At 72.4% G+C, this 12742-nt stretch carries 14 protein-coding genes; 6 read left to right on the top strand and 8 right to left on the bottom strand.

From position 1 onward, the window contains the following. Positions 1 to 224: 224 nt before the first annotated feature. The 6 genes from rsmG to rpmH form a co-directional block, all read right to left on the bottom strand. Entirely contained in the window at positions 225 to 1007 is a 783-nt protein-coding gene (gene rsmG / locus GA0070622_RS32350) for a 16S rRNA (guanine(527)-N(7))-methyltransferase RsmG (protein WP_245666516.1), read from the bottom strand. 322 nt (positions 1008 to 1329) lie between these two features. Then, positions 1330 to 1911: a Jag family protein gene (locus tag GA0070622_RS02340; protein ID WP_091567666.1), complete on the bottom strand. Its 582-nt coding sequence runs from the start codon at positions 1909 to 1911 to the stop codon at positions 1330 to 1332. Between the two features lie 213 nt (positions 1912 to 2124). Then, positions 2125 to 3108, bottom strand: a complete 984-nt coding sequence (yidC, locus tag GA0070622_RS02335) for a membrane protein insertase YidC (RefSeq protein WP_091567661.1) — start codon at positions 3106 to 3108, stop codon at positions 2125 to 2127. A gap of 3 nt (positions 3109 to 3111) precedes the next feature. Continuing rightward, positions 3112 to 3351 (bottom strand): membrane protein insertion efficiency factor YidD, encoded by a 240-nt coding sequence (yidD, locus tag GA0070622_RS02330; protein WP_091567651.1) that lies wholly within the window; start codon positions 3349 to 3351, stop codon positions 3112 to 3114. A gap of 41 nt (positions 3352 to 3392) precedes the next feature. Continuing rightward, positions 3393 to 3806, bottom strand: coding sequence for a ribonuclease P protein component (gene rnpA / locus GA0070622_RS02325; protein WP_091567643.1), 414 nt, complete (start codon positions 3804 to 3806; stop codon positions 3393 to 3395). A 34-nt stretch (positions 3807 to 3840) separates the two neighbouring features. Beyond that, positions 3841 to 3978, bottom strand: a complete 138-nt coding sequence (gene rpmH / locus GA0070622_RS02320; protein ID WP_091567639.1) for a 50S ribosomal protein L34 — start codon at positions 3976 to 3978, stop codon at positions 3841 to 3843. Positions 3979 to 4490: 512 nt separating this feature from the next. Here rpmH and dnaA point away from each other — a divergent pair. From dnaA to GA0070622_RS02295, 5 genes are all read left to right on the top strand, one after another. After that, positions 4491 to 6362, top strand: coding sequence for a chromosomal replication initiator protein DnaA (gene dnaA, locus GA0070622_RS02315; RefSeq protein ID WP_369700173.1), 1872 nt, complete (start codon positions 4491 to 4493; stop codon positions 6360 to 6362). Between the two features lie 962 nt (positions 6363 to 7324). Next, positions 7325 to 8458, top strand: a complete 1134-nt coding sequence (gene dnaN / locus GA0070622_RS02310) for a DNA polymerase III subunit beta (RefSeq protein ID WP_091567631.1) — start codon at positions 7325 to 7327, stop codon at positions 8456 to 8458. Positions 8459 to 8498: 40 nt separating this feature from the next. Then, complete coding sequence (gene gnd / locus GA0070622_RS02305; RefSeq protein ID WP_091567627.1) at positions 8499 to 9371, top strand: phosphogluconate dehydrogenase (NAD(+)-dependent, decarboxylating); 873 nt, start codon at positions 8499 to 8501, stop codon at positions 9369 to 9371. Between the two features lie 16 nt (positions 9372 to 9387). Continuing rightward, positions 9388 to 10521, top strand: coding sequence for a DNA replication/repair protein RecF (gene recF, locus GA0070622_RS02300; protein WP_091567624.1), 1134 nt, complete (start codon positions 9388 to 9390; stop codon positions 10519 to 10521). After that, a complete protein-coding gene (locus GA0070622_RS02295; RefSeq protein ID WP_091567619.1) occupies positions 10511 to 11116 on the top strand; it encodes a DciA family protein in 606 nt (201 codons plus the stop codon). The genes recF and GA0070622_RS02295 overlap by 11 nt, the downstream gene beginning before the upstream one ends. On the opposite strand, the gene GA0070622_RS02290 is transcribed toward GA0070622_RS02295, so the two are convergent. Next, on the bottom strand, positions 11107 to 11346 hold the full coding sequence (locus GA0070622_RS02290) for a hypothetical protein (protein WP_091567615.1): 240 nt from the start codon (positions 11344 to 11346) through the stop codon (positions 11107 to 11109). The genes GA0070622_RS02295 and GA0070622_RS02290 overlap by 10 nt on opposite strands. 84 nt (positions 11347 to 11430) lie before the next feature. Between GA0070622_RS02290 and GA0070622_RS02285 the strand changes: the two genes are divergently transcribed. Beyond that, positions 11431 to 11922, top strand: coding sequence for a MarR family winged helix-turn-helix transcriptional regulator (locus GA0070622_RS02285; protein WP_091567611.1), 492 nt, complete (start codon positions 11431 to 11433; stop codon positions 11920 to 11922). On the opposite strand, the gene GA0070622_RS02280 is transcribed toward GA0070622_RS02285, so the two are convergent. Continuing rightward, positions 11907 to 12461: a hypothetical protein gene (locus tag GA0070622_RS02280; protein ID WP_091567607.1), complete on the bottom strand. Its 555-nt coding sequence runs from the start codon at positions 12459 to 12461 to the stop codon at positions 11907 to 11909. The genes GA0070622_RS02285 and GA0070622_RS02280 overlap by 16 nt on opposite strands. Positions 12462 to 12742 lie beyond the last annotated feature (281 nt).

The raw sequence follows: 12742 nt of genomic DNA, 5'->3' as shown, positions 1-12742 counted from the left end.
TGGTCGGTCCGCACCCCGTCAATCAGGCCTCGCGCTTCGCGCGACGTCATCGGCCCGGTGGGAGCGGTCGGGTTCGGACGCCGCCCGGCACCGCCGCTCCACACTATCGACGCGCGGTCAGCCTACGGCCGACGGGCGCGGCGGGTCCACGTCGGGTTGCGATCGATCAGGTCACGCCCACCCGGTCCAACGACCGGGTGGGGTGCCGGGAAAGCCCGCCCGGGTCAGCGATCCCGGTTACGACCGCCCCGATTGCGGCCCCCACGCGAACGCTTCGGCTTCTTCGCGCGCGGCGGGTTCACCACGCGCTCCCGGACCACCTCGACCACTGTCGCCGCCGGCTCGATCACCCCGGCGCCGCATCGGTGGAGTTCGGGTGTCCCGCCACCCAGGCGGACCACCGCGTCGGTGTGTTCGGCGATCTCGTCCGCCGCCGAGGCGCCCTTGAGCGCCAAAAGTCGACCACCCGGCACCGTCAACGGCAGGCACCAGGCGGCGAGCCGGTCCAGCGCGGCGACCGCACGGGCGGTGACGATGTCGGCGGCCAACGGGTCCCGGTCCCGCGACCCGGCTGCCGCCTCCTCGGCCCGTCCCCGGAAGACGCGAACGGACCGGGTGAGTCCGAGCCGCTGCACCGCCTCGATCAGGAACGACACCCGACGGGCGAGCGGTTCGACCAGGGTGACGGTGAGATCGGGGCGCGCGATCGCCAGCACCAGACCGGGCAGTCCGGCTCCGGAGCCGACGTCGATCACGCTGGCCCCCTCCGGGATCCGCTCCGCCATGACCGCGCAGTTGAGCAGGTGCCGGTCCCACAGCCGGGGCGCCTCGCGAGGTCCGATCAGACCACGCACCACGCCCTCCGTGGCCAGCAACTCGGCGTACGCCGCGGCGAGGTCCAGCCGCTCACCGAAGAGCGTCCTGGCCGCCTCCGCCAGCTCGGGTGGCAGGGTCGCCTCGGCCGGATCGGGCGCCGCGTCCCCGAGAGGCGCGTCCGCACCGTCCACCGAGGACGGTGCGGGCTCGGCGAAGACCGGGCCGACCGGGCCTGCCGGGGCGTCGGACGCCGCGTCCACCGGCGGTTCACCGGAGAAGGCCGGCGTCACGTCGGCCGCGGGATCGGTCGCCACGGCATCGCCGGTCGCCGCCGGCTCGCCGGAGAAGGCGGGCTCGACCGACGCGGCGGGCCGGTACGCCGGGTCGGCCGACCGGTCCTCGTCGGAGAAGACCGGGTCGGCGCTCGGGTCGGGCCGCACAGCGGACGGCCCGGGCGGCGTACCGCCCGGGCCGGCCACGGCGTCAGCCGTCGTGTCGTCGGAGACCACTGCCTCAGTCCGCCACCGGGCGGACGATGATGCGCCGGTTCGGCTCGACACCCTCGGACTCGCTCTCCACGTCGGTCATCGCGTTGACCACGTCGTGCACGCACTTGCGTTCGAACGCGGACATCGGCTCCAGGCGCACCGGTTCGCCGTGCTCCTTGACCTTCTCGACCGCGTTCTTGGCCACCGCCGCCAACTCCTTGCGCCGGGCGGCCCGGTAGCCGCCGACGTCGAGCAGCAGCCGGCTGGGCGTACCGGTCTGCCGGAACACCGCCAGGCGGGTCAGCTCCTGGAGCGCCTCCAGGGTGGCGCCGCGCTGGCCGACCAGGTTCTGCAGGCGGCCACCGACCACCTCGACGACCGGGCGGCCGCCGGAGACCAGCTCGTCGATGTCGCCGTCGTAGTCGAGGATGTCCAGCAGGCCCTCGACGTAGTCGGCGGCGATCTCGCTCTGCCGGAACAGGTCGCTGTCGGCCGGGGCCTTCTTCTCCCGGGCCTCGGCCGTGCCCTCCTCGGTCTCGGTGGCGGTGGCCGTGGGGGTCTCCTCGTCCAGGGACTGGTCGGCGCTGGGGATGCTGGTGTCGGTCACGGTCTCATCTCCGTACTCGCTCGGCCGGACCGTCGGGGTCCGCTGGTCTCCCGGGGGCCGGCGGGAGGTTCGCCGGGTGCCCACGGGCACGTCTGTACGGGCCAGTTTCGCCCGTGGCCGCGCTGCGCGCGGCGGTTCCGGCCCGGCGCCGACCCTCGGTGGCAGCTCGGGAACCGGACGGGCCACCGCCGGGTGGCGGTGGCCCGGCGGGGCTCAGCCCTGACGCTTGGCGGGTCGGCCGGTGCCCTTCTTCGGGTTGACCGGCTTGGCGCCCGGCTTCGGACCGGCCACCTTCGGCGCGGCGGCCGGCGCCTTGACCGCGGGCTGGGCGGTCTTGCGGCCGAGCAGACCGGTCTTGGCCGGCTGGACGGGGCTCTTGCCCGGGGTGGCGTTCTTCTTCGGCGGCACCAGCGGCGGGAACTTCCGCAGCACCCACTGCTGCTGGCCCAGCGTGAACAGGTTGTTGGTGACCCAGTAGATGATCACGCCGATCGGGAAGATCGCGCCCGAGACCAGCAGGGAGAGCGGGATGCCGTAGAGCATCAGCCGCTGCACCATCCGCTGCTGCGGGTCCTCGGCCCAGCCGGTCTTGAGGATCATCTGCCGGCTGGTCAGGTAGGTGGTGGCGATCATGATGAGCACCAGGATGCCGGCGACCACCTTGACCGTGCCGGTGTTCGCGCCCAGCCGGGACAGCTCCTCGGCGGTCGAGCCGAACTTGCCGGAGATCGGGGCGGTGAAGAGACTCGCGTTGGACGCGCTGTTGAACTGCTCGACGGTCCAGCCGTACAGGGTCTTGCCCGGGTTGTCGGGGTTGAGCCGCTTCAGCGTGTGGAACAGGCCCAGGAAGACCGGGATCTGGAGGAACATCGGAAGGCAGCCCATCAGGGGGTTGGCCTTTTCCTTCCGATAGAGCTCCATCATCTCCTTCTGGAGCGTCTCCCGGTCACCCTTGTGCTTCTCCTGGAGCTCCTTCACCTTGGGCTGGAGCGCCTGCATGGCACGCTGCGACTTGATCTGCTTGACGAAGACCGGGAAGAGGATCACCCGGACCGTCACCACGAGGAAGACGATGGCGAGGATCCAGGCCCAGTTCGTGCCGATCACCGCGTCGACGGGCACGCCGATGGCGTCCCAGGCCGAGTGCCAGGTCAGCAGGATCCACGAGATCGCGTAGTAGATCCAGTCGAGACTCAATTCTCAGGCTCCAGTCACGTCGGCACGGCGGCGATCGCCCGGCTCCGGCACCGGGTCGTGACCACCTGGGTGAAAGGGGTGGCAGCGCGACAGCCGCCGGACCGTCAGCCAGGCCCCCCGCAGCGCACCGTGCCGGGACACCGCCTCCACGGCGTAGGCACTGCACGACGGGTAGAACCGGCAGCGGGCCGGCAGCGCCGGACTTATCCACCGACGGTACGCGATGATGGGCGCCAGCAGCATGCGGGCACCGGTAGTCGGCGACGGGGTCGGGGGCGCGCCGTTCACCGCGACCGCCGTCCCCGGGGCGACCGCGCGGCGGCGAGGGCGGCGTCCAGGTCGGCCCCGAGCCGGGCGTAGGTGGCGTCGGCGGCCGGGGGCAGCGCGCGTACCACCAGGGTGGTGCCGGCGGGCAGTTCGGCCAGGCGTTCCCGGACCAGGTGCCGCAGGCGGCGGCGGACCGTGTTGCGGACCACCGCGCCGCCGACGGCCTTGGACACGACGAAGCCGGCGCGGCGGGGTGCGGAGTTCTCCGCACCGCTGCTCCGCGCCGGCTCCGGCGAGGTGGTCCCGGTGGGGCTGGTCGGCTCGGGGAGGCTCAGGTGGACCACGACGGCCCCACGGCCGACGCGTCGGCCACCGCGAACCGCTGCGGCGAAGTCGCTACTGCGCCGCAGTCGCTGCGCGGCGGTCAGCACGACTGCCCACGTCCCCGGACCGGACCGGTCGGCCTCAGGCCGACAGGCGGGTGCGGCCCTTGGTGCGACGGGTCGAGATGATGGCGCGGCCGGCACGGGTGCGCATGCGCAGCCGGAAGCCGTGGGTCTTCGCGCGCCGGCGGTTGTTCGGCTGGTAGGTGCGCTTGCTCACGTCAGGCTCTCCGTTGTCGTACGCCCCGCGCGGCGGATCGCCCGGGGTCGTGTGCTGGTCCAGATCACCTCGGCGGTGACCTCCGATCGGCGCTGCCCGGTGACGCGACCCCCGACGGTGCGGGGCGACAGCCACGGACAGCAAGCATCCATCACCCTAGCAGAGGGCGAGAGAGCAGCCGCTCCAGCCTACGCAGGGGCGCAACGACCGTCAAACGTCACACTCCGGCTCCGACCTGCGCCGGAATGGCGACCGAAGGGGCGGTTTTCACTGATGTTGCCAACGCCGCCAGGGTGTCGGCGGTTGATGGTGTGGGGTCCCCGCTGTTAGCGTGCGCGATTGCGGTCGGCGTCGGGGGTCCGAGTTTGTCGCCGACCGGCAAGACCGGACAAGCTGTTGAATCGTTCGGCACGGTGAACCCGCTTCAACGCCTCCGCGAACCAGGGGGCAGGTCCGACCCGCGTCCGGTGGGCGGCCACAATCGGTCGGTACACACAGGCTGTGGATAACTTGTGGATGACGACCGGTCAGCCGTCCGGGCGGGCGTGAGGATCAGGCGAGGGGGTGGCACGACGGTGACCGGAGCGAACGACCTCGCCGCGGTGTGGACGGCGACCACCGAGGAACTCGCCGACGAGATCATCTCCGCGCAGCAGCGGGCGTATCTCCGGCTCACCCGGCTCCGGGCGATCGTCGAGGACACCGCCCTGCTCTCCGTCCCGGACGCCTTCACCCGGGACGTGATCGAGTCCCGTCTCCGCCCCGCCATCACGGAAGCCCTGAGTCGCCGGCTCGGCCGGCCGATCCAGGTGGCCGTCACGGTGCGGGTCGCCGAGGACCCGGCCGGACGCCCGGCCGGCACGGTGTACCGCAGCGCTCCGGAACCGCTCGCCGAACCGGACGGCCCCGCGGACCTGCTTCCCGGCTTCGACCAGCCGGCCGCACCGGCCTATCCCGCGCCCCGCCAGGAGCCCGGGTTCGCCGAGGTGCGGCCGGAGCAGCCGGTGGACGAGCCCGCCCCCCGGCAGCGGACCGCCGACGGCGGACGACCCCAGCTGATCCCGGCCGGCCGGGACGGACAGGACACCCTGTTCGGCGCCGCGTTCGCCGAGCCGATGCGGGCCGCGCCGGAACGCCGCCCCTACGACGAGCGGCCCCGGATCGAGCCGGCCGCTCCCGACGCCGGCGGGTACGAGCCCCGCTACCGGGAGGCCCCGGGACCGGTCGACCCTCCCCCGATGCGCGGTCTGCCCCGCGACGGCGCGACGGACAGCGGCCCGGGTCGCGGCGGCGCCGACCACCACCGTCCCGGCGGCCAGGCCGACCGCCGGCTGCCCGGTGCCGGGGACAGCGGTGGCAACCGGCTCAACCCGAAGTACATGTTCGAGACGTTCGTCATCGGCTCGTCCAACCGCTTCGCCCACGCGGCGAGCGTGGCGGTGGCCGAGTCGCCGGCCAAGGCGTACAACCCGCTGTTCATCTACGGCAGCTCGGGGCTGGGCAAGACCCACCTGCTGCACGCCATCGGGCACTACGCCACCACGTTGGGCAACGCCCGCTCGGTCCGGTACGTCTCGACCGAGGAGTTCACCAACGACTTCATCAACTCCTTGCGGGACGACAAGACCAGCGCGTTCCAGCGCCGCTACCGGGACGTGGACATCCTCCTGATCGACGACATCCAGTTCCTGGAGAACCGGGAACGGACGCAGGAGGAGTTCTTCCACACCTTCAACACGCTGCACAACGCCAACAAGCAGATCGTGATCACCTCCGACCGCTCGCCGAAGCAGCTGGCGACGCTGGAGGACCGGCTGCGGACCCGGTTCGAGTGGGGACTGCTCGCCGACATCCAGCCGCCGGACCTGGAGACCCGGATCGCGATCCTGCAGAAGAAGGCGGCGCAGGAGCGGCTCTACGCCCCGCCGGACGTGCTGGAGTTCATCGCGTCCCGGGTGTCGAACTCGATCCGGGAACTGGAGGGGGCGCTGATCCGGGTCACCGCGTTCGCCAGCCTCACCCGTTCCTCGGTCGAGCTGTCGTTGGCCGAGGAGGTGCTGCGGGACTTCATCCCGGACGGCGCCGGCCCGGAGATCACCGCCGACCAGATCATGGTCTCCACCGCCGACTACTTCGGGGTGAGCCTGGAGGACCTGCGGGGTCACTCCCGCTCCCGGGTGCTGGTCAACGCCCGGCAGGTGGCCATGTACCTGTGCCGTGAGCTGACCGACCTGTCGCTGCCCCGGATCGGCCAGGCGTTCGGTGGCCGGGACCACACCACGGTGATGCACGCCGACCGCAAGATCCGTCAGCAGATGGCGGAGCGACGCTCGCTCTACAACCAGATCGCCGAGCTGACCAACCGCATCAAGCAGAACACCTGAGCCCCACCCCTCCCGCCCTCCCGCCCTCCCGCCCTCCCGCCCTCCCGCCCGTCACTCCGGCGCGGTGATCAAGGCCTTTGTGTCGGGGCGCCCCGTTCTCGGTGACCCGGACTCCTCGGGCGACACGAAAAATCGGCCGCGCGGGTGGCCGGTCGTCCTGCCGCGCGACCCGCTCGCGCACTCTTTCCGCCCGGACGGGCCACCGGTCATGGACGTGTTCGCCTCCGGAGGGGCCGAGATCCGTGGTTGCGGGGAGCGGGCGGCGGGAGCGGTTGACCCTCGACCCGGTGAAGGGCACAGGATCGGTCGCGTGCTCGTCCACAGCTCGTGCCCGTTGTCCACACCCCCTGTGTCACAGGCGGTGGAAAACCACCCTGTGCATTCGGCCGGTTACCCACAGACTGTGGACAACTCCTGGGGACGACGCTGTGGATGCCTGGGGACGACGGCTCCGTTGTCCACCGACGACGGTCCGCCTGTGGGCGGCCTGTTGAAGGTTCTGGGGACAACTGCGGTCGACGGCGTCGGCGCTGTCCACAGCACTGGGGAGAAACCCGGTGGATTACCGGTGGACAACCGGTGGACAGCCGTGGAAAACCCGGGAGCTGGCGACGGCTGTGGACCGGGACACGGGTTGTACCCCTGGTTCTCCACAGCCAAACCACCGGTGGATAACCTGTCTGACCTGCGCGGACGCGGGTTCTCCACAGTTTGCACAGGTGCGATGAAGACGATGAGTTATCTCTTCTAAACAACAAAAACCAATCATCACCGTTGGACTTCCTGTGGATCGGGCCGGAGCACTGCCGCCGGCAGTCGCCCGGGCACCTGGATCCACGGGGTCGGGCGCACAGCCGATGCCCACGCGCCCTAAGGTGCGATGGGTACCCGCACGGTCGGGCGGGACGGGTGGCAGCGGTCGGCATGAGAGAGTTGTCGCTGACGTCGACGCGGAGGCATTGATGAAGTTCCGAGTGGAGCGCGACGCGCTCGCCGAGGCGGTCGCGTGGACCGCCAAGAGCCTGCCCAACCGACCCTCCGTACCGGTGCTGGCCGGGGTGATGCTCCGGGTGACCGACGGCAACCTCCAGGTCTCCGGCTTCGACTACGAGGTCTCCAGCCAGGTGACCGTCGAGGTGCAGGGTGACGCGGACGGCGCCGCCCTGGTCTCCGGTCGACTGCTCGCCGAGATCACCAAGGCCCTGCCGGCCAAGCCGGTGGACATCGCCGCCGTCGGCGCCCACCTGGAGCTGGTCTGCGGCAGCGCCCGGTTCACCCTGCCGACCATGCCGGTGGAGGACTACCCGACCCTGCCGGAGATGCCGGAGAGCGCCGGCACCGTCGACGCCGCCGCCTTCGCCGCCGCCGTGGCCCAGGTCGCCGTGGCCGCCGGCCGGGACGAGACGCTGCCGATGATGACCGGCGTCCGGCTCGAGCTGTCCGGCGGCACCATGGCGATGCTCGCCACCGACCGCTACCGCCTCGCGCTGCGCGAGATGGAGTGGAACCCGGACGACCCGGAGATCAGCCTCAACGCGCTGGTTCCGGCCCGCACGCTGCACGACACCGCCAAGGCGCTCGGCCCGCTCGGCGGGCACGTCACCATGGCGCTCTCCTCCGGCGGCGCCGGTGAGGGCATGATCGGCTTCTCCGGCGGCACCCGCCGGACCACCAGCCGGCTGCTCGACGGCGCCAACTACCCGCCGGTGCGGTCGCTCTTCCCGGCCGACCACAACGCCGAGGCCCGCGTCCCGGTCGCCACCCTCATCGAGGTGGTCAAGCGGGTGGCGCTGGTCGCCGAGCGCACCACCCCGGTGCTGCTCAGCTTCAGCTCCGACGGGCTCGTGGTGGAGGCCGGCGGCACCGAGGAGGCCCGGGCCAGCGAGGCCATGGAGGCCACCTTCAGCGGCGACCCGCTCACCATCGGCTTCAACCCGCAGTACCTGATCGACGGCCTGAACAACCTGGGCGCCCAGCACGCCCTGCTGCGGTTCGTCGACGCGTTCAAGCCCGCGGTCATTTCCCCGGCCGGCGAGGATGGCGAGGTCATCCCGGGGTACCGGTACCTCATCATGCCGATCCGCGTGTCCCGCTGATCGCAGGCAGCACGACCCTGACGTACGGAGGTAGGAGCAGATGCAGCTCGGCCTGGTAGGACTCGGCCGGATGGGCGGCAACATGCGCGAGCGGCTGCGCGCCGCCGGGCACGAGGTGGTCGGTTTCGACCGTAACCCGGAGCTCAGCGACGCCGCGAGTCTCGCGGAGCTGGCCGAGAAGCTCGACTCGCCGCGCGCGATCTGGGTCATGGTCCCCGCCGCCGTCACCGACGCCACCATCGACGAACTCGCCGGCGTGCTCGGCGAGGGCGACATCATCATCGACGGCGGCAACTCCCGGTTCAGCGACGACGCCCCGCGCGCCGAGCGGCTGAACGAGCAGGGCATCGGCTACATCGACGTCGGCGTCTCCGGCGGCGTGTGGGGCCGGCAGAACGGCTACGGCCTGATGGTCGGCGGCGCCCAGGAGCACGTCGAGCGGCTCATGCCGATCTTCGAGGCGCTCAAGCCCGAGGGCGAGTTCGGCTTCGTGCACGCCGGTCCGGTCGGCGCCGGCCACTACGCCAAGATGGTGCACAACGGCATCGAGTACGGCCTGATGCACGCCTACGCCGAGGGCTACGAGCTGCTCACCGCCTCCGAGCTGGTGACCAACGTCCCCGGCGTGTTCAAGTCCTGGCGGGAGGGCACGGTCGTCCGGTCCTGGCTGCTCGACCTGCTCGACCGGGCGCTCGACGAGGACCCGGAGCTGGCCGAGCTGAGCGGCTACACCGAGGACACCGGCGAGGGTCGGTGGACGGTCGACGAGGCGGTCCGGCTGGCCGTCCCGCTCAACGTCATCACCGCCTCGCTGTTCGCCCGGTTCGCGTCGCGGCAGGACGACTCGCCCGCCATGAAGGCCGTCGCCGCGCTGCGCCAGCAGTTCGGCGGCCACGCCGTCCACAAGCGCTGAGCGCTGTCCACAGCCTGTGTACGTCCGCCGGCTCGAACTGGTCGACTTCCGCTCCTACGAGCGGGTCGGCGTCGACCTTGAGCCGGGTCCGAACGTGCTCGTCGGCGCCAACGGCGTCGGCAAGACCAACCTGGTCGAAGCGCTGGGCTACGTGGCGACCCTGGACTCGCACCGGGTCGCCACGGACGCCCCGCTGGTGCGGATGGGCGCCACCTCGGCGGTGATCCGCTGCGCGGTGGTGCACGACGGCCGGGAGCTGCTGGTCGAGCTGGAGATCGTCCCGGGCAAGGCCAACCGGGCCCGGCTCGGCCGGTCCCCGGCCCGGCGCGCCCGGGACGTGCTGGGCGCGCTGCGCCTGGTGCTCTTCGCGCCGGAGGACCTGGAGCTGGTCCGCGGCGATCCGGCCGAACGCCGCCGCTACCTGGACGACCTGCTCGTCACCCGCCAGCCCCGCTACGCCGGCGTCCGCGCCGACTACGAGCGGGTGGTCAAGCAGCGCAACGCGCTGCTGCGGACGTCGTACCTGGCCCGCAAGACCGGCGGTACGCGCGGCGGTGACCTGTCCACCCTCGCCGTGTGGGACGCCCACCTGGCGCAGCACGGGGCCGACCTGCTCGCCGGCCGGCTGGAGCTGGTCGCCGCGCTCACCCCGCACGTGGCGAAGGCGTACGACGCGGTGGCCGCCGGCCGGGGCGCGGCCGGCATCGCGTACCGGCCGTCGGTCGAGCTGCCCGAGCCGGCGGCCGACCGGGCGGCGCTGGTCGAGGCGCTCACCGCCGCGCTCGCCGCGAACCGGTCCGCCGAGATCGAGCGCGGCACCACGCTGGTCGGGCCGCACCGCGACGACCTGGCCCTCACGCTGGGCCCGCTGCCGGCCAAGGGGTACGCCAGCCACGGCGAGTCCTGGTCGTACGCGCTGGCGCTGCGGCTGGCCGGCTACGACCTGCTGCGGGCCGACGGGATCGAGCCGGTGCTGGTGCTGGACGACGTCTTCGCCGAGCTGGACGCCGGCAGGCGGGAACGGCTGGCCGAGCTGGTCGGCGGTGCCGGCCAGCTTCTGGTGACCTGTGCCGTGGACGACGACGTGCCGGCGACGCTGCGCGGCGCCCGCTACACGGTCGCGGAGGGGACGGTGCGACGTGTCGGATGACGAGGTGCGACTCCCGCCGGCCCGGCTGGGGCCGGGACGCGACGCGCGTACCCCCGGGAAGTCGGCGGACGGCGAGCCGGCCGCGGGCCTGCCGGAGGGCGCGAGCGGGCCGGAACTGGCCCGGGCGGTGCTCGACGCGGCGAAGGCCCGGCGCCAGACGGCGGCCCCCCGGCGGCGTGCCGCGGTGCGCGGCGACGGCGAGCGGCGGCTGCGCGGCTACTCCGGGGCCGGGCCGGACCCGCGTGACCCGCAGCCGCTCGGCGCGGTGCTGGACAAGCTGGTCAAGGCGCGGGGCTGGCAACAGCCGGCGGCCGAGGCGACCGTCTTCGGCGCCTGGGAGAAGGTGGTCGGGCCGGAGGTCGCCCAGCACAGCCGCCCGGTGAAGCTGGAGAACGGTGAGCTGACCGTGGAGGCCCGGTCGACGGCGTGGGCCACCCAGCTGCGCCTGCTGGCCGGCTCGCTGCTCAAGCAGATCGCCCGTGAGGTCGGCCACAACGTGGTGCGCAAGCTGCACATCCACGGTCCGGCCGCGCCGTCATGGTCGCGGGGGCCGCGCCGGGTGCGCGGCCGGGGACCGCGCGACACCTACGGCTGACCGTCGCCCCCGGCCCGCCGGGCCTCCCGGCGGGCGCGCTTGAGTTCCCGTTGTTCGCGGCTCCACTGCTTGCGCCGCTCCAGGTCCTGTTTCCAGGCCTCGCGCGCCAGCCGTGAGCCGCCTTGCACGGCACCCTGCACCTGGGAGGGGCCGGCGAGGTTGCGGAAGACCCAGCCCAGGAGGCGTCCGCCCTGGCCGGAGGTGTCGCCCACCTGCTCGTCGCTGCTCATCGGCATCCTTCCCAGACGATTGGCGTACAAACAATTGGTACACCAATCGTTGGTATCATCGCAACGACGACGAGGAGGGCGCACGTGACCGACCGGGTCGAGGACGATCCCCTGGCGCTGGAGCAGCAGGTCTGCTTCGCCCTGTCCGTCGCCGCGCGCGGTGTGGTCGCCGTCTACCGCCCGCTGCTGGAACCGATGGGACTCACCCACCCGCAATACCTGGTCATGCTGGCGCTCTGGCAGCACGCGCCGCTGTCGGGCCGGGAGCTGAGCCGGTTGCTCCAGCTCGACCCGGGCACGCTGTCGCCGCTGCTGAAGCGCCTCGAAGCCGCCGGCTACGTACGGCGCGAACGGGACGCCTCCGACGAGCGCAGCCTGGCCGTCTCGCTCACCGCCGAGGGACGGGCCCTGCGGGCGCAGGCCGAGCGGATCCCGCCGGCCATCGTGCAGCGGCTCGGCCTACCGCTGGCCGACCTGCGGCAGTTGCACGACGCGCTCACCGAGGTGATCGCCGCCGCCAACCGGGCCACCGTCGGGCCCGGCGGGGCGGGGAACCCGGGTCAGGCGTCGGCGTAGACCGCGAAGCCGCGCTCGGCGCACCGCCGGTAGAACGCGGCCAGCACGCTCAGCTCGGCGCAGGTGAAGTTCCACTGCGGCGGATCGCCGCTCTCGTCCCGCAACCGGTCCAGCCGGCTGTCCAGCCAGCGGAGCTGCTGCTCGGCGAGCCGACCGTCGCCGAGCAGCGCGCGCAACACCTCGCTGACCGACTCGAACGTGACCGCCTCGCCGTACGGGCGGTGCCGGGCGACGAACTTCTCCACGCCCTCGGCGATCCAGGAACACCCGTCCGGGTCGATCACCGGATCCTCGTCCTCGGCGGCGTTCTCCGTGGCGTAGAGCACATTCTCCAACCCGAGGATCAGGTCGACCAGCTCCGTGTACACGGTTGCCCGCACCGTGCCGGTCTTCGCGATCAGCTCGGCGAGCGCGGCGGTCGGTGCGGAGATCCGTGGCATGTCCACGATCTCGCCGAAGTCCACGAACTCAGCCGGCGCGACCGGGTCGTAGAAGCGGCCGGTACGCGGCCAGTGCACCGCGACGTTGTCCAGCCCCATCTGGCGTCACCTCTCACCAAGCGTCGTCGGACCATCTCCGGCGATGGTCCCCGGTTCGGGCGCGAAAGATCAAGACCGCAACGGCGGCGCCGCAAAAGGTACGGCACGTCGAGTTCCACCGCGACCCCCGGTCGGCGCCCGTCGTCGGCCGGGCCGGCGAGCGGCCACGGGTCGCGGCGGCCGATGGCGCGGCACGGCCCCAGTGGCGTGTAGGGGGAGTCGCGGGCAGCGAGGTTCGTCCGGCTACGGCATTCTCAGCCGCCTCGGAGAGGGTGCCGAGT

The sequence above is a fragment of the Micromonospora sediminicola genome (assembly GCF_900089585.1).
Classification (GTDB): Bacteria; Actinomycetota; Actinomycetes; order Mycobacteriales; family Micromonosporaceae; genus Micromonospora; species Micromonospora sediminicola.
The sequence above is the reverse complement of the archived record's forward strand: the minus strand, read 5'-3'. Positions and strand labels throughout refer to the sequence as shown.

Coding starts and splice junctions, on each gene's coding strand:
- yidD (WP_091567651.1), bottom strand. CDS start 3,351: ATGCTGCTGGCGCCCATCATCGCGTACCGTCGGTGGATAAGTCCGGCG.
- dnaN (WP_091567631.1), top strand. CDS start 7,325: ATGAAGTTCCGAGTGGAGCGCGACGCGCTCGCCGAGGCGGTCGCGTGG.
- gnd (WP_091567627.1), top strand. CDS start 8,499: ATGCAGCTCGGCCTGGTAGGACTCGGCCGGATGGGCGGCAACATGCGC.
- GA0070622_RS02290 (WP_091567615.1), bottom strand. CDS start 11,346: ATGAGCAGCGACGAGCAGGTGGGCGACACCTCCGGCCAGGGCGGACGC.
- GA0070622_RS02280 (WP_091567607.1), bottom strand. CDS start 12,461: ATGGGGCTGGACAACGTCGCGGTGCACTGGCCGCGTACCGGCCGCTTC.